We start from the raw sequence: 25,325 nt of genomic DNA, 5'->3' as shown, positions 1-25,325 counted from the left end.
GCTCACCGAACCTCCCCGGCCCCCGGCCGGCCGGGGAGGTGGTGTGTCAGTACCGCTCGGCCGGGCGGAACGCCCAGGTACGGCGCATAGACTGCGGTCGGTCCGCCCGTACCCGCGTCCGAGGAGCCGCCCGCATGAACGAGCCCGTCGCCACCGCGTCCGCCGCCGAGACCGACCGCGGCCCCGCCGCCTCCCGCCGCACCCTGCTGTGCGGCGCGGCCGCCGTGCTCGCCGCGGGCGGCACCGTCGCGGTCACCGGCTGCTCGTCCTCGTCCTCCTCGGGCTCGTCCGGCTCGTCCGGTTCCACGGGCGGTTCCGGCGGTGCCCAGGCGCAGAACGCGGCCCCGGTCGACCTCGGCCCGGCCGCCGACATCCCGGTCGGCGGCGGCAAGGTCTTCCGCGACCAGAAGGTCGTGGTCACCCAGCCCGCCGCGGGCGAGTACAAGGCGTTCAGCGCCAAGTGCACCCACGCCGGCTGCATCGTCGACGAGGTCAAGGACAAGACGATCGACTGCCCCTGCCACGGCAGCCGCTTCTCGATCACCGACGGCGCCGTCGAGGGCGGCCCGGCGCCCAAGCCGCTGCCCTCCTACAAGGTGGCCGTCGTCAACAACAACGTCCAGGTCACAACGGTCTGACCGGTTCGCGGCCGCACCCCGGGAAACCGGCCACGGGGGGTCATCGGCAGTCGGTACGGTAGGGGCATGGCAGACCCGTCCACCTACCGTCCGGCGCCCGGTGCGATCCCGCTCTCACCCGGGGTGTACCGGTTCCGCGACGAGCACGGCCGGGTCATCTACGTCGGCAAGGCCAAGAGCCTGCGCCCGCGGCTCTCCTCCTACTTCCAGGACCTCGCCGGCCTGCACCCGCGCACGGCCACGATGGTCACCACCGCCGCCTCGGTCGAGTGGACGGTGGTCGGCACCGAGGTCGAGGCGCTGCAGCTGGAGTACTCCTGGATCAAGGAGTTCGACCCCCGCTTCAACGTCAAGTACCGCGACGACAAGAGCTACCCCGAGCTCGCCGTCACCCTCAACGAGGAATTCCCCCGCGTGCAGGTCATGCGGGGGGCGCACAAGAAGGGCGTGCGCTACTTCGGCCCGTACGGCCACGCCTGGGCCATCCGCGAGACCGTCGACCTGCTGCTCCGCGTCTTCCCCGTCCGCACCTGCTCCAACGGCGTCTTCAAGCGCGCGAGCCAGGTCGGCCGGCCCTGCCTGCTCGGCTACATCGGCAAGTGCGCCGCGCCCTGCGTCGGCAAGGTCTCCGCCGACGAGCACCGCGCCCTCGCCGAGGAGTTCTGCGACTTCATGGCCGGCCGCACCGGGGGCCACCTGCGCCGCCTGGAGCAGCAGATGCAGGAGGCCGCCGCCGCCATGGAGTACGAGAAGGCGGCCCGGCTGCGCGACGACATCGGCGCCCTCAAGCGCGCCATGGAGAAGAACGCCGTCGTCCTCGCGGACGGCACCGACGCCGACGTGCTCGCCCTCGCCGAGGACGAGCTGGAGGCCGCCGTCCAGATCTTCCACGTCCGCGGCGGCCGGGTCCGCGGCCAGCGCGGCTGGGTCACCGACCGCGTCGAGGACGTCGACACCGCCTCCCTGGTCGAGCACGCCCTGCAGCAGCTGTACGGTTCCGGCACCGAGAACGTGCCCCGCGAGGTGCTCGTCCCGGCCCTGCCCGAACCGTCCGGTCCCGTCCGCGAGTGGCTCACCGGCCTGCGCGGCGCCCAGGTCGACCTGCGCGTCCCGCAGCGCGGCGACAAGAAGGACCTGATGGCCACCGTGCACCGGAACGCCCAGCAGGCGCTCGCGCTGCACAAGACCAAGCGCGCCTCCGACCTCACCACCCGCAGCCGCGCCCTCCAGGAGATCGCCGACGCGCTGGAGCTCGACTCCGTGCCGCTGCGCATCGAGTGCTTCGACATCTCCCACCTGCAGGGCGAGGACGTGGTCGCCTCGATGGTCGTCTTCGAGGACGGCCTGGCCCGCAAGAGCGAGTACCGGCGCTTCCAGATCAGGGGCTTCGCCGGTCAGGACGACGTCCGCTCGATGCACGAGGTGATCGGCCGCCGCTTCCGCCGCTACCTCCAGGAGCGCGAGCAGACCGGTGAGTGGGCCGTCCCCGAGGACACCGGCACCGACGAGGCGCCCGACGGCATCGACGGCACGGCCGAGCCGGTCGAGGACCCCGCGGCCGGCCCGGTCGACCCGGAGACCGGCCGCCCCCGCCGCTTCGCCTACCCGCCGCAGCTGCTGGTCGTCGACGGCGGGCAGCCGCAGGTCGCCGCCGCCCGCCGGGCCCTCGACGAGCTCGGCATCGACGACGTCGCCCTCTGCGGCCTCGCCAAGCGGCTGGAGGAGGTCTGGCTGCCCGGCCAGGACGACCCGGTCGTGCTGCCGCGCACCAGCGAGGGCCTCTACCTGCTGCAGCGCGTGCGCGACGAGGCGCACCGCTTCGCCATCGCCTACCAGCGGTCCAAGCGCTCCAAGCGCCTCACCACCGGCGGGCTGGACGCAGTGCCCGGCCTCGGCGAGACCCGCCGCCAGGCACTGCTCAAGCACTTCGGCTCCCTCAAGCGGCTGCGGACCGCCACCGTGGACGAGCTGTGCGAGGTACCCGGGATCGGCCGCCGCACCGCGGAGACTGTTGCGGCCGCGTTGGCCTCCCGGCCACCTGCCGCACTCGCGGTGAACACCGCCACCGGCGAGATCATTGACGACAGCGCCGACCCTGCCGGGGCCGGCGCACCCCGGGAGACGCCATGACGGCCGAAGACGCCCGTCGCCGCGCGGCCCCCGGCGCCGCCCCCGCCGGCGGTGCCGGGAAGCACCGCCGGGTCCGGGGCGTTCTTCCGAAGCGAACCACCGAGAGCGGGGAACCGAAGTGAACGTGTCCGACGTGGGCGACAACGCACCGGAGCTGGTGATCATCTCCGGCATGTCCGGCGCCGGCCGGAGCACCGCGGCCAAGTGCCTGGAGGACCTGGGCTGGTTCGTGGTGGACAACCTGCCGCCCGCGCTGATCCCCACCATGGTGGACCTCGGCGCCCGCTCGCAGGGCTCGGTGCCCCGGATCGGCGCCGTCGTCGACGTCCGCGGCCGCAGCTTCTTCGACGACCTGCTCACCTCGCTGGAGGAGCTGGAGAAGCGCGGCGTGCGCCTGCGCGTCGTCTTCCTGGACTCCTCGGACGAGGCGCTGGTGCGCCGCTTCGAATCCGTCCGCCGCCCGCACCCGCTGCAGGGCGACGGCCGGATCGTCGACGGCATCGCCCAGGAGCGCGAGCTGCTGCGCGACCTGCGCGGCGAGGCGGACCTGGTGATCGACACCTCCAACCTCAACGTGCACCAGCTGCGCGCCAAGCTCGACGCCCAGTTCGCCGACCACGACGAGCCCGAGCTGCGCGCCACCGTGATGTCCTTCGGCTTCAAGTACGGCCTGCCGGTCGACGCCGACCTGGTGGTGGACTGCCGCTTCCTGCCGAACCCGCACTGGGTGCCCGAGCTGCGGGCCCACACCGGCACCGACAGCGACGTCGCCGACTACGTGTTCAAGCAGCCCGGTGCCCAGGAGTTCCTGGACGGCTACGCAGAGCTGCTGAAGATCGTGACCGAAGGGTATCGCCGCGAAGGCAAGCGCTACATGACACTTGCCGTAGGCTGCACCGGTGGCAAGCACCGCAGCGTCGCCATGTCCGAGCGGCTGACCAGGCGTCTGATCGCGGACGGCGTCGAAACGGTGCTCGTCCACCGCGACATGGGCCGGGAGTGACCGGCCGGGGCTGACCCGGCCGGGCCGTCACCGGCCCGCCCACGGGAGCACGAGACAGGAACATGGGGTCGGTGTGACGGGATACTCGCCAGCACGGCAGTTCCAGCAGAGGTCTGGCGAGCGAGCCCCGGCCGGAAGCAGTCCGGCTGCCCAGAAGTCGCGCCCCGGCGCGCCGAGGATCACCGCGCTCGGCGGCGGCCAGGGGCTGTCCGCCTCGCTGTCCGCGCTGCGCCGGCTCACCAACGAGCTGACCGCGGTGGTCACCGTCGCCGACGACGGCGGCTCCAGCGGGCGGCTGCGCACCGAGCTCGGGGTGCTGCCCCCGGGCGACCTGCGCAAGGCGCTCGCCGCGCTCTGTGGCGACGACGACTGGGGTCGCACCTGGTCCGAGGTCATCCAGCAGCGCTTCACCGGCGACGGCGACCTCGGCGGCCACGCCGTCGGCAACCTGCTGATCGTCGCGCTCTGGGAGAAGCTCGGCGACCCGGTCGAGGCGCTCAACTGGGTGGGCCGGCTGCTCAACGTCCAGGGCCGGGTGCTGCCGATGTCGGCCGTCCCGCTGGACATCGAGGCGGAGGTCCGCGGGCACGACCCGGCCCGGCCGCACGAGCTCACCGCCGTCCGCGGCCAGGCCAGCGTCGCCGTGACCCCCGGCACCGTGCAGTCGGTCCGGCTGCTGCCGGAGGAGCCGCCGGCCGTGCCCGAGGCGGTCGAGGCCGTGCTGGAGGCGGACTGGGTGGTGCTCGGCCCGGGCTCCTGGTTCACCAGCGTGCTGCCGCACCTGCTGGTGCCCGAGCTCGCCAAGGCGCTGGTCGAGACCCGCGCGCGCCGGCTGCTCACCCTCAACCTCGCGCCCCAGCCCGGCGAGACGGAGGGCTTCAGCCCGCAGCGGCACCTCGACGTGATCGCCGACCACGCGCCCGACCTCGCCGTCGACGCCGTGCTGGTCGACGAGCGGGCGGTCACCGGTGGGGCCTTCGGCCTCGCCGACCTGGCCGGACTGGAGAAGGCCGCCGAGCGGATGGGCGCGGCCCTGGTGCTGGGCCGGGTCGCCCGGGCGGACGGAACCCCGCGACACGACCCGGAGCTCCTGGCGGCTGCGTACGACCGGATTTTCCGGACACATGGAAGGATCGGCCCATGGCGATGACTCCTGCGGTGAAGGACGAAATCTCCCGGCTCCCGGTCACCCGGGCCTGCTGCCGGAAGGCCGAGGTCTCGGCGATCCTGCGGTTCGCCGGCGGGCTGCACATCGTGAGCGGCCGGATCGTGATCGAGGCGGAGCTGGACACGGCCATCGCGGCCCGGCGTCTGCGCAAGGACCTGCTGGAGATCTTCGGGCACTCCTCGGACCTGGTGGTGATGGCGCCCGGCGGGCTGCGCCGCGGCAGCCGGTACGTCGTCCGGGTGGTCAAGGACGGCGAGCTGCTGGCCCGGCAGACCGGCCTGGTGGACGGCCGCGGGCGCCCGATCCGCGGGCTGCCGCCGGCCGTGGTGTCCGGTGCGACCTGCGACGCCGAGGCCGCCTGGCGCGGTGCCTTCCTGGCGCACGGCTCGCTCACCGAGCCCGGCCGGTCCTCCTCCCTGGAGATCACCTGCCCCGGCTCCGAGGCGGCGCTCGCCCTGGTCGGCGCGGCACGCCGGCTCGGCATCCCGGCCAAGGCCCGCGAGGTCCGCGGCGTGGACCGGGTGGTCATCCGGGACGGTGACGCGATCGGCGCGCTGCTGACCCGGCTGGGGGCGCACGAGGCGGTGCTCGCGTGGGAGGAGCGCCGCATGCGGCGCGAGGTCCGCGCCACCGCGAACCGGCTCGCGAACTTCGACGACGCCAACCTGCGCCGTTCGGCGCGCGCGGCGGTCGCGGCGGGCGCGCGCGTGCAGCGCGCGCTGGAGATCCTCGGCGACGAGGTGCCCGAGCACCTGGCGGCCGCTGGCCAGCTGCGGATGCAGCACAAGCAGGCCTCGCTGGAGGAGCTGGGCGCGCTGGCCGACCCGCCGCTCACCAAGGACGCGGTGGCCGGCCGGATCCGCCGCCTGCTGGCGATGGCCGACAAGCGCGCCGCCGAGCTGGGGCTGCCGAGCACGGAGGCCAACCTCACCGACGAGATGGCGCTCAGCTGACAATCCGTGTCGCGCTATTCGGACACATATAGGGGCGCGGGGAACTGCGCGAATCGGAAGGCGTGACAGCGCCTCCGCCGATTCGCCCAGTTCCCCGCGCCCCTTTTTGCACGACAGCCACAGGAGTTACTCGCCGGTAATCCGGAGGGTCGCTCAGGGCCGTCCCGGGCGGAGAGGCGATGTGCCCAGCGGAGCCGCGGGGAGGTAGGGTCATGGGTGGTCGGGGACATCCCATTTCAACCCCCGTCGGAATTCAGTCCGGCGTACCTAAGAGGAGATCGGTTCGTGACGATCCGGGTAGGCATCAACGGATTTGGCCGTATCGGCCGCAACTTCTTCCGTGCGGTTCAGGCTCAGGGCGCGGACATCGAGATCGTCGGTGTCAACGACCTGACCGACACGAAGACCCTCGCGCACCTGCTCAAGTACGACTCGATCCTCGGCACCCTGCAGTCCGAGGTCTCTCACACCGCCGACAGCATCACCGTGGACGGCAAGACCTTCAAGGTCCTCGCCGAGCGCGACCCCGCGAACCTCCCCTGGGGCGAGCTGGGCGTCGACATCGTCATCGAGTCCACCGGTATCTTCACCAAGGCCGAGCTTGCAAAGAAGCACGTCACGGCCGGCGCGAAGAAGGTCATCATCTCGGCGCCCGCGACGGACGAGGACGTCACCATCGTCATGGGCGTCAACGACGACAAGTACGACCCGGCGAACCACACCGTCATCTCGAACGCCTCCTGCACCACCAACTGCGTCGCCCCCCTGGCGAAGGTGCTGAACGAGAACTTCGGGATCGTCAAGGGTCTGATGACCACCGTCCACGCGTTCACCAACGACCAGGTCACGCTGGACTTCCCGCACAAGGACCTGCGCCGTGCCCGTGCGGCGTCGCTGAACATCATCCCGACCTCGACGGGTGCCGCGAAGGCCACCGCCCTGGTCCTGCCCGAGCTCAAGGGCAAGCTCGACGGCACCTCGCTGCGCGTCCCGGTGCCGACCGGCTCGATCACCGACCTGGTGGTCACCCTGGAGCGCGAGGTCACCGTCGAGGAGGTCAACGCGGCCTTCCAGAAGGCGGCCGAGGGCGACCTCAAGGGCATCCTGCAGTACACCGAGGACCCGATCGTCTCCTCCGACATCGTCAACTCGCCGTTCTCCACGATCTTCGACTCCCTGATGACCATGGCTCAGGGCAACCAGGTCAAGGTCTTCGGCTGGTACGACAACGAGTGGGGCTACTCGAACCGTCTCGTCAACCTGACCACGCTCGTCGGCGGCCAGCTCTGACCCTGCGCGGGAGCTGACGTGATGTGAGGTGCGGGGCCCGGAAGGCTGACGCCGTCCGGGCCCCCGCTTCGCGTCCCGACCCTCGCCCGTCGTGTTCCTGGTGGCCCGCCGCCGTGCCGCCGACACGCACCACCTTCCTCGGGAGACCCAAGACCGTGAAGACGATCGAAGACCTCCAGGTCGCCGGCAAGCGGGTGTTCGTCCGCGCCGACCTGAACGTGCCGCTGTCCGGCGGGACGATCACCGACGACGGCCGGATCCGCGCCGTCGCACCGACCATCGCCAAGCTGGTGCAGGCCGGCGCCAAGGTGGTCGTCGCCTCGCACCTGGGCCGCCCGAAGGGCGAGCCCGACCCGCAGTACTCCCTCGCGCCGGTGGCCGTCCGCCTCGGTGAGATCCTCGGTGTCCCGGTGTCCTTCGCCACCGACACCGTGGGCGAGAGCGCGAAGGCCACTGTCGCCGCCCTGGCCGACGGCGAGGTCACGCTGCTGGAGAACCTGCGCTTCAACGCGGGCGAGACCGCCAAGGACGACGCCGAGCGCGGCGCCTTCGCCGACGAGCTGGCCGCCCTGGCCGACCTCTACGTGGGCGACGGCTTCGGCGCGGTGCACCGCAAGCACGCCTCGGTGTTCGACCTGCCGGCCCGGCTGCCGCACGCGGTCGGCGACCTGATCGCCACCGAGGTGGGGGTGCTGAAGCGCCTCACCGACGAGGTCGAGCGCCCGTACGTGGTGGTGCTCGGCGGGTCGAAGGTCTCCGACAAGGTCGGCGTGATCGAGAACCTGCTGGGCAAGGCCGACAAGATCCTCATCGGCGGCGGCATGATGTACACCTTCATCGCGGCCCAGGGCCACGGCGTCGGTGCCTCGCTGCTGCAGGAGGACCAGATCCCGGTCGTCCAGGACTACCTGAAGCGCGGCGCCGAGCAGGGCGTGGAGTTCGTGATCCCGGTGGACACCGCGGTGTCCGGCTCGTTCCCGGACGTGAAGAACCAGGCCCCGGTGGACGACTACCAGGTGGTCGACGTGGAGGCGATCCCGGACGGCGCGCTGGGCCTGGACATCGGCCCGCGGACGGCGCAGCTGTTCGCCGAGAAGATCGCCGACGCAAAGACCGTGTTCTGGAACGGCCCGATGGGCGTCTTCGAGCACCCGGCGTTCGCCGACGGCACCCGGGCCGTGGCCCAGGCGCTGCTGGACAGCGACGCGTTCACCGTGGTCGGCGGCGGCGACTCCGCCGCGGCCGTCCGCACCCTGGGCTTCGACGAGACGGAGTTCGGGCACATCTCGACCGGCGGTGGCGCAAGCCTCGAGTACCTGGAGGGCAAGACCCTCCCCGGTCTCGCCGCCCTGGAAGGCTGAGGAAATGACTGAGCGCCTCCCGCTGATGGCGGGCAACTGGAAGATGAACCTCAACCACCTCGAGGCCATCCAGCACACCCAGAAGCTGGCCTTCGCGCTGGCCGACAAGGACTACGAGGCCGTCGAGGTCGCCGTACTGACCCCGTTCACCGACCTGCGGTCGGTGCAGACGCTGGTCGACGGCGACAAGCTGAAGATCAAGTACGGCTCGCAGGACATCTCGCAGCACGACTCCGGTGCCTACACCGGCGAGGTCTCCGGCCCGATGCTCTCCAAGCTGAAGTGCACCTACGCGGTGATCGGCCACTCGGAGCGCCGCCAGTACCACGGCGAGAACGAGGAGATCGTCAACGCCAAGGTGAAGGCCGCCTACCGCAGCGGGATCACCCCGATCCTGTGCATCGGCGAGCCGCTGGACGTCCGCAAGGCGGGCACCCACGTCGAGTACACCCTGGCGCAGCTGGACGGTGCGCTGGAGGGCGTGCCGGCCTCGGACGCGGAGACGGTCGTCGTCGCGTACGAGCCGGTCTGGGCGATCGGCACCGGTGAGGTGGCGACCCCGGAGGACGCCCAGGAGGTCTGCGGGGCGATCCGCGCCCGCCTGGCCGAGCTGTACGACGCGGAGCTGGCCGGCAAGGTCCGCATCCTGTACGGCGGTTCGGTGAAGTCCTCCAGCGCGGCCGGCCTGATGGCCAAGCCCGACATCGACGGCGGTCTGATCGGCGGGGCCTCGCTGGACGCCGAGGAGTTCGTCAAGATCGTGCGCTACCGCGAGCAGGCAGTAGGCTAACGCCGCCGCAGCAACGTAGGCTTTGGGGCCGGACCGCTTCCACGCGGCCCGGCCCCTTCGCCGAAGATACGAGAGAGTTGGTCCCGCCGTGGTTCTCGGGTTCTCGATTGCCCTGATCATCTTCAGCCTGCTGATGATCCTCCTGGTGCTGCTGCACAAGGGGAAGGGCGGCGGCCTGTCCGACATGTTCGGCGGTGGCGCGATGTCCACCGGCGGCGGCTCCGCGGTGGCCGAGCGGAACCTCGACCGCATCACGATCCTCGTGGGCATCGCCTGGTTCGCCTGCATCGTGGTGCTGAGCCTGCTGCTCAAGTACAAGTAGCTCTGACGTCCCGTCCGGCCCCCGGCGGGCCGCTCGGCGCCCGGTCCGGCAGGCGGTGGTGGCAGAGCTTTAACTCCCGCTTACACTAGGACGACTTCGCCACCGTCCGCACAGCCGCGGCCGGGCGGCACCAGCACGCAGGGAGTCCAACCGTGGCAAGTGGCAACGCCATCCGAGGAAGCAGAGTCGGCGCAGGCCCCATGGGCGAGGCGGAGCGCGGCGAGTCCGCCCCCCGTAACCGGATCTCCTTCTGGTGCGCGAACAAGCACGAGACGCGCCCCAGTTTCGCCGCCGAGGCGGCGATCCCGGAGACCTGGGACTGCCCGCGCTGCGGGTTCCCGGCAGGCCAGGACGAGCACAACCCCCCGGCCCCGGCCCGCAACGAGCCGTACAAGACCCACCTCGCCTACGTGCGCGAGCGCCGGACCGACGCCGACGGCGAGGCGATCCTCGCCGAGGCGCTGGCCAAGCTCCGCGGCGAGATCTGAGGAGAGCACGCGAAGGGCGCCGCCGGTGACGGCGGCGCCCTTCACGCTGTCTCCCGGCGAGTCGTCCCCCGTAGCACCGACCTGGAGTGACCCGTGCGCAAGCTGACCCACGCCGAGTACCTGGGGATGCGCAGGTTCGACGCGCTCGACGGTCTGCGCGCCTTCGCCGCGGTGATCGTGGTGCTCTTCCACTTCGCGGGTCCGCGCGCGGCGTTCCTCTCCGGCTGGATCGGGGTGCACGTCTTCTTCGTGGTCTCCGGGTTCCTGATCACCACGCTGATGCTCCGCGAACGGGACCGGACCGGTCGGATATCCCTGCGTGACTTCTACCTGCGCCGGATCTTCCGCATCATGCCCCTCTACTACGTGGTGCTGGCGGCGACGGTGGTCACCCAGTACCGCAACGGCGGGGGATGGACGCTGCTGCGCGACCACCTGCCGCACTACGCGACCTTCCTCAACGAGTACGACGTGGCCGCCGGCACGCCGTTCCTCCATTCCTGGACGATCGGCATCGAGCAGAAGTTCTACCTGGTCTGGCCGCTGGCGCTGATCCTGGCCGGCGCGGTCGCGCTCCGGCTGCGGATCCCGGTGGCGCTGCTCGGCATCGCGGTGCTGCTGGTGCCGTTCTCCGCGGCGTGGGAGTCGCTGGCCGTCCACTACGCGGTGCTGATGACCGGCGCCCTGCTGGCCCTGGTCCTGCACAGCCGGCGCGGGTTCGCGCTGCTCGCCCCGTTGACCCATCCCGCGGTCGGGGCCGTGGCGGGGGCCGCGTTCGTGGTGCTGCACCTGTCGGTGCCCCGGCTCACCGAAGCCCTGCACGGCCAGCGCCACACCGTCGTGGTCTACGGCGTGGGTGTGGCGCTGCTGCTGCCCTCGCTCCTCGGTCCGGGAGCGGGGCGCTGGATCCTCTCCCGCCGCCCGCTGGTCTTCGTCGGCGAGCGCTCGTACGGCCTCTACCTGGTGCAGGTGCTGGCCGCGTCCGCGGTCTTCGGCATGGCGCCGAAGCTGCATCACGGCTCCCCTGTCGCGGGTCTGGCGGTGGTGGCCGTCGCGCTGCTCGCGGCGGACGTGCTGTACCACCGGGTCGAGCAGCCGATGATCGTCCTCGGCCGGAAGCTGATCGAGCGGCTGGACGCCCGCGGCGCCGCGGGCCGGCCGACCCCGCCCGCCTCGGAGCCCGTGGCGGGGACCGGGCCGGCCACCGAGGAGCGGGCACCCGCCCCGGCCACGGCCTGACCCCGCACATACGCGCGCCCCGCCGGACAGGACGTCCGGCGGGGCGCACGTGCGTGCCGCGGGCCTCCTCAGGCCGAGGCGGGCGGGTACAGCTGGGGCGGCAGCTCGGACGCCGCGGAGCGGTCGAGCAGCCAGAGGGTCCGGGCGGTGCCGTACGCGCCGGAGGCGGGCGCCTGGAGCTCCCCGGGGCCCCGCAGGGCGAGGGAGACCGCCGCCGCCTTGTCCTCGCCGGCCGCGAGCAGCCAGACCTCGCGGGCCGCCCGGATCGCCGGGAGGGTGAGCGAGATCCGGGTGGGCGGCGGCTTCGGGGCGCCGCGGACACCGATCACGGTGCGCTCGGTCTCCCGGACACCGGGGTGCTCCGGGAAGAGCGAGGCGACGTGGGTGTCCGGGCCGACGCCGAGCAGCAGCACGTCGAAGGCCGGCACCCCGGCGTGCTCGCCGGGCCCGGCGGCCTTGGCGAGCTCCTCGGCGTACCGGGCGGCGGCCGCCTCGACGTCCGAGCCGTCCACGCCGTCCGAGGCCTGCATCTCGTGCACCCGGGCCGGGTCCAGCGGGACGCGGTCGAGGAGCTCGGCGCGGGCCTGGACGGCGTTGCGGTCCGGGTCGCCGGCGGGGACGAAGCGCTCGTCGCCCCACCAGAGGTCGAGCCGCGCCCAGTCGACCGCGTCGCGCGCCGGGGAGGCGGCGATCGCGGCCAGCAGGGCGTTGCCGTTCCGCCCGCCCGTCAGCACCACCGAGGCGGTGCCGCGGGCGGACTGGGCGTCGACGATGCGGGTGATCAGCCGGGCCGCCGCGGCCTGCGCCATCAGCTCCTTGTCCCGGTGCACCACCAGCTGCGGGGTCGCCGCCGTCACGAGTCGCCCCGCTTGCGCGCAGCGGACTTCCTGGCGGCCGGCTTCTTCGGCGCCGTCCCGGCCGAGGGTTCGGCCTCCGCCGGCTCCGCATCCGCCGCTTCGCCGGACGGCAGCTTCGCGGTGACCCGGGCCGGGGCCGCGACCTCGGCCGGGACGCTGCCGGCCGACGGTGCGGCCTCCTCCGGCAGCTTCTCGCGCAGCCGCTCCACCGGGGTGCGGACGGCCGTCGCGTAGATGTCGTCCGGGTCGAGCCGGCGCAGCTCCTCCGCGATCAGCTCGGCGGTGTCGCGGCGCTTGAGCGCGACCATCCGGTCCGGCGAGCCGGGCATGCTCAGCGTGCCCATCAGGCCGTCCGGACGGTCCAGGACGATCTCGCCGTCCTTGGTGCGGAGCCGGACGGCGGTGATGCCGGGGCCGCCGGTGATGATCCGCTCGACCGGTACCCGCAGCCGGTTGGTCAGCCACAGGCCGAGCAGTTCGACGCTGGGGTTGTACGACTCGCCCTCGACGACCGCGCCGGTGATCGCGGTGGGCCGCTGGTCGAGCGCGGCGGCCAGCATGGAGCGCCAGCCGGTGATGCGGGTCCAGGCGAGATCGGTGTCGCCGGGGGTGTAGCTGGCAGCCCGCTGGGCGAGCTGGCCGACCGGGGACTCGGCGGTGACCGCGTCGGTGATGCGGCGCTGCGCGAGCGCGCCGAGCGGGTCGTTCGCCGGGTGCAGCGGGGCGTTGTCCGGCCACCAGACGACCACCGGGGCGTCCGGCAGCAGCAGCGGCAGGACGACCGACTGGGCGTGCGCGGCGAGCTCGCCGTGCATGCGCAGGACGACCGTCTCCCCGGAGCCCGCGTCGCTGCCGACCAGGATCTCGGCGTCCAGGCGGGTCTCGGCGCGGGCGCGCGGCGAGCGTCCGGCCCGCTTGATGACCGCCAGGGTGCGCGAGGGGTGCTCGCGGGAGGCGTCGTTGGCGGCCTTGAGGGCGTCGTAGGCGCTGCCCTCGTCGGTCACGATCACCAGCGTGAGCACCATGCCGGCCGCGGTGGAGCCGCTGGCCCGGCGGGCGTCCATCAGCGCCGCGTTGATCCTGCTGGAGGTGGTGTGGGTCAGGTCGATCTTCATGGCCGGCGCCAGCTCCTGCCGTCTCGTGCGAGCATCTCGTCAGCCTCGATCGGGCCCCACGTCCCGGCCGCGTACTGCGCGGGCTTGCCGTGGGAGTCCCAGTACTGCTCGATCGGGTCGAGGATCTGCCAGGAGAGCTCGACCTCCTGGTGCCGCGGGAAGAGGTTGGCGTCGCCGAGCAGTACGTCGAGGATCAGGCGCTCGTACGCCTCCGGGCTGGACTCGGTGAAGGACTCGCCGTAGGCGAAGTCCATCGTGACGTCGCGGACCTCCAGCGCGGTGCCGGGCACCTTGGAGCCGAACCGCACGGTGACGCCCTCGTCCGGCTGCACCCGGATGACCAGGGCGTTCTGCCCCAGCTCCTCGGTGGCGTAGGAGTCGAACGGCAGGTACGGGGCGCGCTGGAAGACGACCGCGATCTCGGTCACCCGGCGGCCGAGGCGCTTTCCCGTCCGCAGGTAGAACGGGACGCCGGCCCAGCGCCGGTTGTTGATCTCCAGCTTGATGGCCGCGTAGGTGTCGGTCTTGGACTCGGGGTTGATGCCGTCCTCGTCCAGGTAGCCGACGACCTCCTCGCCGCCCTGCCAGCCGGCCGCGTACTGGCCGCGCACGGTGTGCTTGCCGAGGTCGGCGGGCAGCTTGACGGCGCTGAGCACCTTGAGCTTCTCGGCGACCAGGGCCTTGGGGTGGAAGGACGCGGGCTCCTCGATGGCGGTGAGCGCCATCAGCTGGAGCAGGTGGTTCTGGATGACGTCGCGGGCCGAGCCGATGCCGTCGTAGTAGCCGGCACGGCCGCCGATGCCGATGTCCTCGGCCATGGTGATCTGCACGTGGTCGACGTACGACCGGTTCCAGATCGGCTCGAACATCTGATTGGCGAAGCGGAGCGCCAGGATGTTCTGGACGGTCTCCTTGCCGAGGTAGTGGTCGATCCGGAAGACCTCGTCCCGGGGGAAGACCTCGTGGACGATCCGGTTCAGCTCCTGGGCGCTCGCCAGGTCGTGGCCGAACGGCTTCTCGATCACCGCGCGGCGCCAGGAGCCCTTCGGCGGGTCGGTCAGGCCGTGCTTCTTGAGCTGCTGGACGACGGTCGGGAAGAACTTCGGCGGCACCGACAGGTAGAAGGCGAAGTTGCCGCCCGTGCCCTGGGCCTGGTCGAGGTCCTCGATGGTCTTCCGCAGGGTGTCGAAGGCATCGTCGTCGCCGAAGTCGCCCTGGACGAACCGCATGCCCTTGGCGAGCTGCTGCCAGACCTCCTCGCGGAACGGCGTGCGCGCGTGCTCCTTGACCGCGTCGTGCACCTCCCGCGCGAAGTCCTCGTCCTCCCACTCGCGGCGGGCGAAGCCGACGAGCGAGAAGCCCGGCGGCAGCAGCCCGCGGTTGGCGAGGTCGTAGACGGCCGGCATGAGCTTCTTGCGCGAGAGGTCGCCGGTCACGCCGAAGATCACCAGGCCGGACGGCCCGGCGATCCTCGGCAGCCGGCGGTCGGCCGGATCGCGCAGCGGGTTGGAGGGCTGCAGGGGGTCACCCTGCCCGACCTCGGCCCCCTCGACATCGGGAAAAGCAGGGGTGTTGCTCACTGGTGTTGGCTCCGCTCTCCGTGCGCTTGGTCGTGAGCAGTTGTGTCAGTTCTGGTCGCCGTGCGCGGCGAGCGAGGCCGCGACCGTGTCCAGCAGTTCCTTCCAGGACGCCTCGAACTTCTCGACGCCCTCGTCCTCGAGCACCTGGACGACGTCGTCGTAGTCGACGCCGGCCGCGGCCACGGCGTCCATGACGGCCTTGGCGTCGGCGTAGTTCGGGGTGATGGTGTCGCCGGTGACCACGCCGTGGTCGTCGGTGGCGTTGAGGGTGGCTTCCGGCATGGTGTTGACGGTGCCCGGGGCGGCCAGCTCGGTCACGTACAGGGTGTCCGGCAGGTTCGGGTCCTTGACGCCGGTGGAGGCCCACAGCGGGCGCTGCGGCTTGGCGCCGGCGGCCTCCAGGGCCTTCCAGCGGTCCGAGCCGTCGCGCTTGGCGTCGACCGAGCCGAAGACCTCCTCGTACGCCTGGTAGGCGAGGCGGGCGTTGGCCACACCGGCCTTGGAGCGGAGCTCCTTGGCGTCGCCGCCGATCTTGTCGAGGCGCTTGTCGATCTCGGTGTCCACGCGGGAGACGAAGAAGGAGGCGACCGACTCGATCTGCGAGAGGTCGAGGCCGGCGGCCTTGGCCTTCTCCAGGCCGGCGAGGAAGGCGTCCATCACGGCGCGGTACCGCTCGAGCGAGAAGATCAGCGTCACGTTGACGCTGATGCCCCGGCCGATAACCTCGGTGATGGCGGGCAGGCCGGCCTTGGTGGCGGGGATCTTGATGAACACGTTCGGGCGGTCCACCAGCCACCACAGCTGCTTGGCCTCGGCGACGGTGGCCGCGGTCTCGTGCGCCAGGCGCGGGTCGACCTCGATCGACACCCGGCCGTCGCGGCCGTTGGAGGCGTCGTAGACCGGGCGCAGCACGTCGGCCGCGTCGCGCACGTCCGAGGTGGTGATCATGCGGACGGCCTCGTCCACGGTGACCTTGCGGACGGCCAGGTCGGTCAGCTGGCCGTCGTAGGCGGCGCTGCCGGAGCCGATGGCCTTCTGGAAGATGGTCGGGTTGGTGGTGACACCGACGACGTGCTTCTCCTGCACCAGCTCGGCCAGGTTGCCGCTGTTGAGCCGCTCGCGGCTGAGGTCGTCCAGCCAGATCGCCACGCCTTCGTCGCTGAGGCGCTTCAGAGCGTCAGTCATGGTGCTACATCCTCTTTTTTCGTACGTCTGCTGTGGGGTCGTCAGACAGGCCGGGCGTCCGATGTGCGGTCGGACACCCGGCCTGGAGAGCACTGCTAGCGGGAGACGGCCTCGACCGTGCGGAGCGAGGCGCGGGCGGCGTTGGCCACGGCGTCGGCGGTCAGGCCGAACTCCTGGAACAGCACCTTGTAGTCGGCGGAGGCACCGAAGTGCTCCAGGCTGATGATCCGGCCGGCGTCGCCGACCAGCTCGCGCCAGCCCTGGGCGATGCCCGCCTCGACGGAGACCCGGGCGCGGACGTTCGGCGGCAGCACGCTGTCGCGGTACGCCTGGTCCTGCTCGTTGAACCACTCGATCGAGGGCATCGAGACGACGCGGGTCGGGATGCCGTCCGCCTCCAGGGCCTCGCGGGCCTGGACGGCGAGCTGCACCTCGGAGCCGGTGCCGATCAGGATGACCTTCGGCGAGGCGCCCTCGGCCTCGGCCAGCACGTAGCCGCCCTTGGCCGCGCCCTCGGCGGAGCCGAACACCTCGCGGTCGTAGGTGGGCACGCCCTGGCGGGTGAGGGCCAGGCCGACCGGGCCGGGGTGGCTGGTCTGCCGCTCCAGGATGGTGCGCCAGACGACGGCGGTCTCGTTGGCGTCGCCGGGGCGGACGACCGCGAGGCCGGGGATGGCGCGCAGCGCGGCCAGGTGCTCGACCGGCTGGTGGGTCGGGCCGTCCTCGCCGAGGCCGATGGAGTCGTGCGTCCACACGTAGGTGACGGGGAGCTTCATCAGCGCGGCGAGGCGGACGGCCGGGCGCATGTAGTCGGAGAACACCAGGAAGGTGCCGCCGTAGATGCGGGTGCGGCCGTGCAGCGCGATGCCGTTCATGATCGCGCCCATGGCGTGCTCGCGGATGCCGAAGTGGATCGTCCGGCCGTACGGCGAGGCGGTCTTCAGCGGGTTGCTCGCCGGGAGGAAGGAGGACTCCTCGTCGATGGTGGTGAGGTTGGACTCGGCGAGGTCCGCCGAACCGCCCCACAGCTCCGGGATGTGCCGGCCGACGGCCTTCAGCGCGTCGCCGGAGGCCTTGCGGGTCGCGACGTCCTTGCCGGCCGGGAAGACCGGGAGGGCCTTCTCCCAGCCGTCGGGCAGCTCGCCGATCTGGATCCGGTCGAACTCGGCGGCGCGCTCCGGGTTGGCGGCGCGCCACGCGTGGAAGGACGCCTCCCACTCGGCGCGGGCGGCCTTGCCGCGGTGCACGACCTGGCGGGCGTGCTCGACGACCTGCTCGGTGACCTCGAAGGTCTTCTCCGGCGAGAAGCCGAGCACCTTCTTGGTGGCGGCGATCTCGGCGTCGCCGAGCGCGGAGCCGTGCGCCTTGGCGGTGTCCTGGGCGTTCGGGGCCGGCCAGGCGATGATGGTGCGCATCGCGATGATCGACGGGCGCTCGGTCTCGGCCTTGGCGGCGGCCAGCGCGGTCGCCAGCGCGTGCACGTCGACGTCGCCGTCGGACTTCGGCGTGATCCGCTGGACGTGCCAGCCGTACGCCTCGTAGCGGGCGAGGACGTCCTCGGAGAAGGCCGTCTCGGTGTCACCCTCGATGGAGATGTGGTTGTCGTCGTAGAGCGCGACGAGGTTGCCCAGCTTCTGGTGGCCGGCCAGCGAGGACGCCTCCGCGGAGACGCCCTCCTCCAGGTCGCCGTCGGAGACGATGGCCCAGATCGTGTGGTCGAACGGGGACTCGCCCTCGGCGGCCTCCGGGTCGAACAGGCCGCGCTCGTAGCGGGCGGCCATCGCCATGCCGACCGCGTTGGCGATGCCCTGGCCGAGCGGGCCGGTGGTGGTCTCGACACCCGCGGTGTGACCGTGCTCGGGGTGCCCCGGGGTACGGCTGCCGGCGACCCGGAAGGCCTTCAGGTCGTCCAGGGACAGACCGTAGCCGGAGAGGTAGAGCTGGGTGTAGAGAGTCAGCGACGTGTGTCCGGGGGAGAGGACGAAGCGGTCGCGGCCGACCCAGGCGGGGTCGGTCGGGTCGTGGCGCAGGAAGCGCTGGAAGATCACGTATGCAGCCGGGGCCAGCGACATCGCGGTGCCGGGGTGTCCGTTGCCCACCTTCTGCACGGCATCCATCGCGAGGACGCGGGCCGTGTCGACGGTCCGCTGGTCCAGTTCGGTCCATTCGAATGCGTTCGTCGGCGTGGTGCTCACCCTGTCTCAGGGCTCCTTCCTGGTGGTGAAGAGTGACCCCGTGAAGGGGACCGGTCGGCCACGTCGCTGTGGTCCTGACGTTCGCTGGTGCCGGTCACGGAGGGTTGATCCCGCTTCTCTGTGCGAGCCTACCGCTCACAAGGGGCCTCACCTTGCGTGCCGGGGCAACCGGGGTGGCGCTATCGGCATTCCCGAAGGGCTTCGCGGGCTCTGTCCTACCCTCACCCGGACCCGAACGGTCCGCTCGTCCGAGGGGCAAGACGGGCGGGCCGGCCGTCCGCGGTGCGAGCTGCGGCGATTCACCCGCGGGTGTGCGGCTCCGGCTCGCCGGGGCACCCCGGGGCGGGACGGGACATATGGAGCGTCTAAGGTGGCGTGGTACGCGCAGCGCGGACGCACCGGAGCCCACGGGCCCAGAGGACGCCTGTGGAAGTTCATCGTGAGTTGGGGTGTTCGTGACCGCCGTCGAATCCCGCCCCGCCGGGGCGGTCGGGGCGACGCCTGCGCACCGGCCGTTCGGGGCCCGTGTCGGCGCATTCGTCGCACTGACCAAGCCGCGGATCATCGAGCTGCTGCTGATCACCACCGTTCCGGTGATGTTCCTGGCGCAGCACGGTGTACCCGACCCGTGGCTGGTCGTCAAGGTCGTGGTCGGCGGCTACCTCTCCGCGGGCGGCGCCAACGCCCTCAACATGTACATCGACCGCGACATCGACGCGGTGATGTCCCGCACCGAGCGCCGGCCGATCGTCACCGGCATGGTGTCGCCGCGCGAGGCGCTGGTCTTCGGCATCGCGCTGGCCGTCGGCTCGACGCTCTGGCTGGGCCTGCTGGTCAACGCGCTCTCCTCGGCGCTGGCGCTCGGCGCACTGCTGTTCTACGTCTTCGTCTACACCCTCGGCCTGAAGCGCCGGACGACCCAGAACATCGTCTGGGGCGGCATCGCCGGCTGCATGCCGGTGTTCGTCGGGTGGGCCGCGGTGACGAACTCGCTCTCCTGGTCCGCGCTGGTGCTCTTCCTGGTGATCTTCTTCTGGACGCCGCCGCACTACTGGCCGCTGTCGATGAAGGTCCGCGAGGACTACGCCAAGGCGGGCGTGCCGATGCTCCCCGTCATCAAGGGCAACCTGGCCGTCGCCCGGCAGATCGTCGCCTACTCCTGGGTGATGGTGGCCGTCTCGCTGGCCCTGTGGCCGCTCGGCCACACCAGCTGGCTGTACCCGGTCTCCGCGGTGCTGCTCGGCGCGTTCTGGCTGAAGGAGGCGCACGGCCTGCACGCCCGCGCCAAGGCCGGGGTGGTCGGCGCCAAGCTCAAGGAGATGCGCCTGTTCCACTGGTCCATCACCTACCTGACCCTGCTCTTCGTGGTCATCGCGGTGGACCCGTTCATCACGTGACGGCGAGCGCCCGACACCGACCGGAGCCCCGGGGCCTGCGCCCCGGGGCTCCGTCGTTCCGTCGTGGCCGTGCGGTCACCGGCCGAGGACGGCCATCGCGGCGTTGTGCCCGGGGATGCCGCTGACCCCGCCGCCGCGCACCGCACCGGCCCCGCAGAGCAGCACGTTGGGGTGGCCGGTGGCGACGCCCCAGCGGTCGGCCGGGTCCTCGCCCCAGGGGAAGGCCAGCTCGCGGTGGAAGATGTTGCCGCCGGGCAGGCCGAGGTCGGCCTCCAGGTCCAGCGGGCTCTTCGCCTCGATGCAGGGCCGGCCCTCGCCGTCCACGGCCAGGCAGTCGGCCAGCGGCTCGTCCAGGCAGTCCTGCAGCGGCGCGAGCACCGCCTCCAGCGCCGCCGCCCGGGCCTTCTCCGGATCGTCGGCGAACAGCCGGGCCGGCTGGTGCACCCCGAACAGGGTGAGCGTGTGGAAGCCCTGCGCGGCGAGTCCCGGACCGAGGATCGACGGGTCGGTCAGCGAGTGGCAGTAGATCTCGGACGGCGCCGGGGCGGGCACCCGGCCCTCCGCGGCCTGCCGGTAGGCGGTCTCCAGTTCGGTGTACGACTCGGCCAGGTGCAGGGTGCCGGCGAAGGCGTCCCGCGGGTCGGCCGCGGCGTCCTTCAGCCGGGGCAGCCGGCGCAGCAGCATGTTGACCTTCAGCTGGGAGCCCTCCGGGGCGGGCTCCGGCGGGGCCTCGCCGAGCAGCCTGGCGAGGGCCTGCGGGGCGGCGTTGCACAGTACAGTCCCGGCGCCCACCCGGTGCTCGCGGCGGTCGTGCCGGAAGACGACCTCGGCGGTGCCGCCGGCGGTGCCCGGGTCGATCGCGGTGGCCTCGCAGCCGGTGCGGATCTCGGCGCCGGCGGCCCGGGCCGTGTCCGCCAGTGCGTCGGTGAGCGCACCCATACCGCCCACCGGCACGTTCCAGTCGCCGGTGCCGCCGCCGATCACGTGGTAGAGGAAGCAGCGGTTCTGCGGCAGCTGCGGGTCGTGGGCGTGGGTGAAGGTGCCGATCAGGGCGTCGGTGAGCACCACGCCGCGGACGAGGTCGTCGGCGAATGCGCCCTCCACGGCCTCGCCGATCGGCCGCTCGAAGAGCGCCTCCCACGCGGCCGGGTCGTCGATCCGCCGCCGCAGCTCCGCGCGGGTCGGCAGCGGTTCGGTGAGCGAGGGGAAGACCCGTTCGGCGACCCGGGCGGTCCGCCCGTAGAACTCCTGCCAGGCCGCGTACTCGCGGTCGGAGCCGGTCAGGGCGCGGAAGGACGCGGCGGTGCGGGACTCGTCCGCCCGGTCTACCAGCAGCCCGGTCGGCCGGCCGCCGCGCACGGCCGGTGTGTACGAGGAGATCCGCCGCGGACGCACCGCGAAGTGCAGCCCCAGCTCGTCGACGATCTTCTGCGGCAGCAGGCTCACCAGGTACGAGTACCGGGACAGCCGGGCCGCGACCCCGGGGAAGGCCTCGGTGGAGACCGCGGCCCCGCCGGTGCGGCCGAGCCGTTCCAGCAGCAGCACGCTGCGGCCGGCCCGGGCCAGGTAGGCGGCGGCCACCAGGCCGTTGTGGCCGCCGCCGACCACGACCACGTCGTAGCGGCCGCGGACGGGGGAGGAGTCGGGCGTGTTCGCGTCACCTCGGGAGGGCTGCATGCGGCAGGTCTACCAGAGGCCGTGCGGGGCGGCCAGGGTGCGGACAGGAGGGTCGTGCGGGCGGACGGACGTCAGCGCGGCGGGAGCTCGCTGGGGCCGACGTGGCCGTCCAGCCAGTCCTTGAGCGGCCGGGAGGAACGGAGGAAGCCGGTGATCCGCTCGTACGCCTGCGCGGTGCCCAGCCAGGCCGCGGGCTCCCACTCCTGCCAGGCGATCAGGCCCTTGTTGCGCAGCAGCCCGATCCGCGGGTGGTCCTTGGGGTAGCCGCGCGGCGCCGACTTCAGCGGGTCCCGGCCGACCACCGAGGGCCCGGCCTCCTCGACCGCGGCGATCACCCGTTCCAGCTCGGCGCCGGTGACGTCCTCCGCGACCGCCGCACGGTAGCGGGTCAGCTGGTCCGGCGCCAGGTGGTACATGCCGTTGCCGCAGGCCAGGCCATCGGCCGAGAGCTGGACGTAGCCGCCGGCCTCCAGGAAGGCGCCGATGTGCGTCTTGTACGGCGACTTGTCGGCGCTGAAGCGGACGTCCCGGTTGGGACGGAAGATCTTCCCCGGCCCGAACTCGTCCTCCAGTGCGTCCAGCAGATCGGCCATCGGGGCCCGGACGGACTGCTCGTAGCGGTCCTTGTGCGCCGTCCAGAAGGTCTTGGAGTTGTCCGCCTCCAGCTGCTCGTAGAACTCGAGCGCCTCGGCCGGCCAGCCATCGAAGGTCATCCCGTCAGCCTAGGGTGCGGCGGTGTGGCCCGCTGCACACCTCGCTGCCGTCGCCACCGTGTCTACCGCTCGGTAGCATGCGGGCATGACCAGCGCAGAGACCGCCACCCCCACCGCGCAGGACGCGCGCGCCGAGCGGCGCGCCAAGCGCATCGCCAAGCACATCACCGCCTTCACCGCCCAGCACGGCGGCAGCGCGGACGGCGTCGTCGAGTACGTCGGCCGCACCGCCACCCGGATCGTGCTCGTCGGTGCGGACGGCGCCTGGGGCGACCAGGTCGCCCCGACCTACGCCATCGGGCAGCGCGCCGCCCAGCTGGCCGGCGTCACCCTGCACGACACCTTCGAGGGCGAGCTCGGGCTCAAGGTGAAGACCGGCGCGTACGAGTGGAAGCGGATGGCCGGCATCCAGATCTGAGGCCTGCTGAGAACCACGGAGGGGCGCGGGGAACTGCGCGATACGGGAGAGGCCGACGGTGGCCTTCCGATTCGCGCAGTTCCCCGCGCCCCTGTCTGTGGCCGGGTGTCTGCCTCAGCTCGCGGGGACGAGCTGGGCGGGGACGGGGGCCGGGTCGGTGGCGGGGCGGGTGCGGAGGGCCAGGGGGATGCGGAGGGCGGCGGCCCAGGTGAGGGCGGCGCCCAGCATGTGCAGGCCGACCATGATCTCGGGGGCGTCGGTGAAGTACTGGACAAAACCGAGGACGCCCTGCAGCAGCAGGACGACGAGCAGGTCCCGCACCCGTGCCCGGGCCGCCAGCGGCGCCTTCACCGCGGCGAGCACGAACACCGCCGCCAGCGTGAGGCCGATCGACAGGAAGGCCAGGTCGGCGTGGGCCTGGGCGAGCCGGTCGTAGTCGACCGGGATCCGCCAGACGTCGCTGGAGGAGCCGGGGTGGTGGCCCGCGCCGGTGACCAGGGTGCCGGCGGCGACCAGCAGGCCGACCACCGAGACGAGGACGTACGACAGCTGCTTCAGCGGCCGCGGCACGAGGAGTTCGGGGGCGCCGTCGCCCTCCGCGGTGCGCTCCCACATCAGCACGGCGACCCAGACCAGGCCCATCGCGGCGACCATGTGCAGCGCCACCACGTACGGGTTCAGGCCGGTGAGCACGGTGATGCCGCCGATCACGGCGTTGCTCATGACCAGCCAGAACTGCGCCCAGCCGAGCCGGGTGAGCGAGCGGCGCCACGGCGTGGCGCAGCGCGCGGCCAGGGTGGCCCAGGCGATCGCCGCGCAGAGCACGTAGGTGAGCATCCGGTTGGTGAACTCGATGACGCCGTGGATGCCCATCTCGGGCGTCGGCGTGATGCTCTCGCCGGTGCAGCGCGGCCAGGTGGTGCAGCCGAGGCCGGACGCGGTGAGCCGTACGGCGCCGCCGGTGAGCACGATGACCACGCTCATCACCAGGGCGGACAGCGCCGCCCGGCGGACGGTCACGGCCGTCGGGTGCCAGCGGTCGGCGAGGAGTGCGGTGGGGGTGAACACCGCTTCATCCTAGATTGCCCTTATCCGATCACCGACCGCGGCCCGGCTGCGGGCCGCCCCGTGCGGGCGGTCCGCGGCCGGGCCGCGGTCGTTCAGCCGGCGGCCCGCCGTTTTCCGCGGGCCTTGCGGGGATACGGGAAGAGCCGTGGCGAGCGTTTCGCCGCGACGTCCTCGATCCAGCCGAAGGTGAGGACGAACAGCCCGATCAGCGGGATCGCCGCAAAGAGCTGCGGATAGGGGCTGCCCAGCACCGAGCCCCAGTTGTCGGCGAGGTAGTCGACCCGCCAGAGCTGGTCGACCACCGGGACGGACAGCTCCAGGGCGAGCGTGTGCCAGAGGTAGACGCTGACGGCCCGGGCGTTCAGCAGGCTGATGATGCCGCTGAACGGTTCCAGGCGCCGCGGCCACTGCTCCCACGAGGGGCTGAGGTGGAGCAGCAGCAGCACGTAGCCGAAGGACCAGACGGCCTGGGCGATCGGCACGCCCTCCAGGTCGCCGACCTCCGTCGGGTCGAGCACCGGCCGGCTGACGTACCACCAGTACCCCGCGACCATGATCATCGGAGCCACCGAGGGGGCGACGTACTGCGGGAGCTTCTTGAGCAGGCCCTCGTTGTGGGCCATGCCGAGGATCCAGCAGGAGCCGAAGATCGTGAAGTCGGACCAGGTCTCCCAGATCCGGCCGTCCTCCGGGAGCAGACCGGAGAAGAAGGTCAGCACCAGCGGGGTGAGCACCGTCACCAGCGGGAAGCGGCGCAGGGCACGCAGCAGCAGCGGCGACAGCAGCACGTACCAGAGGTAGGCGCGCAGGTACCAGAGCGGCACGCCGACCTGGGTGCCCCAGCTGTCCTCCATGAGGCCGCCGAAGCCCGGCAGGTCGCCCTGGGGGTAGGGCGGGGTGCTCACCGGCAGGATCCAGAAGGCGAGCTTGCCCCACCACCAGTTGGGGTGGCCCTCGGCGTCGGGGCCCCAGCCGTCCAGGATCCACAGGGTCATCACCACGACGCCGAACAGCCACATCGGCGGCAGCAGACGGCGCAGTCGGCCGCGGATGACGGTCACCGCGGGCCGCTTCAGCGAACGGGCCATCAGCGAGCCGGCCAGTGCGAACATCACACCCATGGACGGGAAGACCAGTGGCAGCCAGGCCCAGCTGAAGTTGTGGTAGAGCACGACGCGGACGAGGGCCAGGCCGCGCAGCAGGTCGAGGTAGCGGTCACGGCCGCCGCCCGTCCGGGCGGGCTTCGCCTCCGGGTCGGCGGCCTCCTCCGCCTCCCCGGCGGGGGCGCCCGGCGGGCGGGCGTACTGGGCGTCGAAGGCCTTGGCGAGTGCGGCGAGCTCGTCCGGGACGCGGAGCTTGAGGGTCTCCTCGTGCCGGGGCACGGTGCTGCGGCCGGCGGCGGGCGAGGCCGTCCAGCCGTCCTCCGCGGGCCGGTCGTGCGCCGGCTTGTCGAAGGAGGGCCGCTCGGCGGTGCGCTGCGCGCTCGGCGGGGCGGGACGCGGCTCGGTGCGGTCGGGGCCCGGCTGCGGACGGCCCGGGGCCGCGGACTCGGGCGAGCGGCGCTGCGGGGGCAGGCCGCCGCGGCCGCCGGGCGGCGGCGGAACCCGCAGGGCCATCGTCTCGTCGGGGGAGAAGCCGCTCCGGGGCGCGGACGCGGGGCGGTCCCCGTTCCCCGGCCGTTCGGCGGGGCGGGGGCGCTCCGCGGCTCCGGGGCGTTCCGGGGGGCGCTGCGGCGGGG

General features: G+C 72.4%; 22 protein-coding genes. 13 read left to right on the top strand and 9 right to left on the bottom strand.

The window, feature by feature from the left end:
- Positions 1-134 precede the first annotated feature (134 nt).
- From KSNIM_RS12365 to KSNIM_RS12315, 11 genes are all read left to right on the top strand, one after another.
- Positions 135-638 carry a Rieske (2Fe-2S) protein gene (locus KSNIM_RS12365; protein WP_263103289.1) on the top strand — a complete coding sequence of 168 codons (504 nt, stop codon included), beginning with the start codon at positions 135-137 and terminating at the stop codon, positions 636-638.
- Positions 639-704: 66 nt separating this feature from the next.
- Complete coding sequence (uvrC, locus tag KSNIM_RS12360; protein WP_263103288.1) at positions 705-2,768, top strand: excinuclease ABC subunit UvrC; 2,064 nt, start codon at positions 705-707, stop codon at positions 2,766-2,768.
- A 118-nt stretch (positions 2,769-2,886) separates the two neighbouring features.
- Entirely contained in the window at positions 2,887-3,771 is an 885-nt protein-coding gene (gene rapZ / locus KSNIM_RS12355; RefSeq protein ID WP_411543694.1) for an RNase adapter RapZ, read from the top strand.
- 73 nt (positions 3,772-3,844) lie between these two features.
- Entirely contained in the window at positions 3,845-4,921 is a 1,077-nt protein-coding gene (locus KSNIM_RS12350) for a uridine diphosphate-N-acetylglucosamine-binding protein YvcK (protein WP_263103287.1), read from the top strand.
- Positions 4,912-5,892: a DNA-binding protein WhiA gene (gene whiA, locus KSNIM_RS12345; protein ID WP_030266394.1), complete on the top strand. Its 981-nt coding sequence runs from the start codon at positions 4,912-4,914 to the stop codon at positions 5,890-5,892. The genes KSNIM_RS12350 and whiA overlap by 10 nt, the downstream gene beginning before the upstream one ends.
- Before the next feature lie 285 nt (positions 5,893-6,177).
- Positions 6,178-7,182 (top strand): type I glyceraldehyde-3-phosphate dehydrogenase, encoded by a 1,005-nt coding sequence (gene gap / locus KSNIM_RS12340; RefSeq protein WP_263103286.1) that lies wholly within the window; start codon positions 6,178-6,180, stop codon positions 7,180-7,182.
- Positions 7,183-7,337: 155 nt separating this feature from the next.
- On the top strand, positions 7,338-8,543 hold the full coding sequence (locus tag KSNIM_RS12335; protein WP_263103285.1) for a phosphoglycerate kinase: 1,206 nt from the start codon (positions 7,338-7,340) through the stop codon (positions 8,541-8,543).
- A 4-nt stretch (positions 8,544-8,547) separates the two neighbouring features.
- Positions 8,548-9,333 (top strand): triose-phosphate isomerase, encoded by a 786-nt coding sequence (tpiA, locus tag KSNIM_RS12330; RefSeq protein WP_263103284.1) that lies wholly within the window; start codon positions 8,548-8,550, stop codon positions 9,331-9,333.
- Between the two features lie 88 nt (positions 9,334-9,421).
- Positions 9,422-9,655 (top strand): preprotein translocase subunit SecG, encoded by a 234-nt coding sequence (secG, locus tag KSNIM_RS12325; RefSeq protein ID WP_263103283.1) that lies wholly within the window; start codon positions 9,422-9,424, stop codon positions 9,653-9,655.
- Positions 9,656-9,855: 200 nt separating this feature from the next.
- Positions 9,856-10,143, top strand: coding sequence for an RNA polymerase-binding protein RbpA (locus KSNIM_RS12320; protein ID WP_257019256.1), 288 nt, complete (start codon positions 9,856-9,858; stop codon positions 10,141-10,143).
- 93 nt (positions 10,144-10,236) lie between these two features.
- Positions 10,237-11,382, top strand: a complete 1,146-nt coding sequence (locus tag KSNIM_RS12315) for an acyltransferase family protein (protein ID WP_263103282.1) — start codon at positions 10,237-10,239, stop codon at positions 11,380-11,382.
- Between the two features lie 68 nt (positions 11,383-11,450).
- On the opposite strand, the gene pgl is transcribed toward KSNIM_RS12315, so the two are convergent.
- From pgl to tkt, 5 genes are all read right to left on the bottom strand, one after another.
- Positions 11,451-12,191, bottom strand: coding sequence for a 6-phosphogluconolactonase (pgl, locus tag KSNIM_RS12310; protein ID WP_411543859.1), 741 nt, complete (start codon positions 12,189-12,191; stop codon positions 11,451-11,453).
- A 44-nt stretch (positions 12,192-12,235) separates the two neighbouring features.
- Positions 12,236-13,354, bottom strand: a complete 1,119-nt coding sequence (gene opcA / locus KSNIM_RS12305; protein ID WP_263103280.1) for a glucose-6-phosphate dehydrogenase assembly protein OpcA — start codon at positions 13,352-13,354, stop codon at positions 12,236-12,238.
- Positions 13,351-14,874: a glucose-6-phosphate dehydrogenase gene (zwf, locus tag KSNIM_RS12300; protein WP_263107922.1), complete on the bottom strand. Its 1,524-nt coding sequence runs from the start codon at positions 14,872-14,874 to the stop codon at positions 13,351-13,353. The genes opcA and zwf overlap by 4 nt, the downstream gene beginning before the upstream one ends.
- Before the next feature lie 105 nt (positions 14,875-14,979).
- Positions 14,980-16,119, bottom strand: coding sequence for a transaldolase (tal, locus tag KSNIM_RS12295; protein WP_263103279.1), 1,140 nt, complete (start codon positions 16,117-16,119; stop codon positions 14,980-14,982).
- A gap of 95 nt (positions 16,120-16,214) precedes the next feature.
- The gene (gene tkt, locus KSNIM_RS12290; RefSeq protein WP_263103278.1) at positions 16,215-18,314 is read right to left on the bottom strand and encodes a transketolase; all 2,100 of its coding nucleotides are present in this window, start codon (positions 18,312-18,314) and stop codon (positions 16,215-16,217) included.
- Positions 18,315-18,769: 455 nt separating this feature from the next.
- On the opposite strand from tkt, the gene KSNIM_RS12285 reads away from it, so the two are divergent.
- Positions 18,770-19,711, top strand: a complete 942-nt coding sequence (locus KSNIM_RS12285) for a heme o synthase (protein WP_263103277.1) — start codon at positions 18,770-18,772, stop codon at positions 19,709-19,711.
- A 75-nt stretch (positions 19,712-19,786) separates the two neighbouring features.
- On the opposite strand, the gene KSNIM_RS12280 is transcribed toward KSNIM_RS12285, so the two are convergent.
- The gene (locus tag KSNIM_RS12280; protein ID WP_263103276.1) at positions 19,787-21,388 is read right to left on the bottom strand and encodes a phytoene desaturase family protein; all 1,602 of its coding nucleotides are present in this window, start codon (positions 21,386-21,388) and stop codon (positions 19,787-19,789) included.
- Positions 21,389-21,459: 71 nt separating this feature from the next.
- A complete protein-coding gene (locus KSNIM_RS12275; RefSeq protein ID WP_263103275.1) occupies positions 21,460-22,101 on the bottom strand; it encodes a DUF2461 domain-containing protein in 642 nt (213 codons plus the stop codon).
- 85 nt (positions 22,102-22,186) lie between these two features.
- Here KSNIM_RS12275 and KSNIM_RS12270 point away from each other — a divergent pair, with 85 nt between their 5' ends.
- Positions 22,187-22,519, top strand: a complete 333-nt coding sequence (locus tag KSNIM_RS12270; RefSeq protein ID WP_263103274.1) for a hypothetical protein — start codon at positions 22,187-22,189, stop codon at positions 22,517-22,519.
- Positions 22,520-22,633: 114 nt separating this feature from the next.
- On the opposite strand, the gene KSNIM_RS12265 is transcribed toward KSNIM_RS12270, so the two are convergent.
- Both KSNIM_RS12265 and KSNIM_RS12260 read right to left on the bottom strand, forming a co-directional pair.
- The gene (locus tag KSNIM_RS12265) at positions 22,634-23,587 is read right to left on the bottom strand and encodes a COX15/CtaA family protein (RefSeq protein WP_263103273.1); all 954 of its coding nucleotides are present in this window, start codon (positions 23,585-23,587) and stop codon (positions 22,634-22,636) included.
- A gap of 92 nt (positions 23,588-23,679) precedes the next feature.
- On the bottom strand, positions 23,680-25,325 hold a 1,646-nt coding region (locus KSNIM_RS12260), incomplete at its 5' end, for an acyltransferase family protein (RefSeq protein WP_263103272.1).

Source organism: Kitasatospora sp. DSM 101779, from assembly GCF_025655475.1.
Lineage (GTDB): Bacteria > Actinomycetota > Actinomycetes > Streptomycetales > Streptomycetaceae > Kitasatospora.
This window is presented reverse-complemented; position numbering and strand designations above follow the sequence as displayed.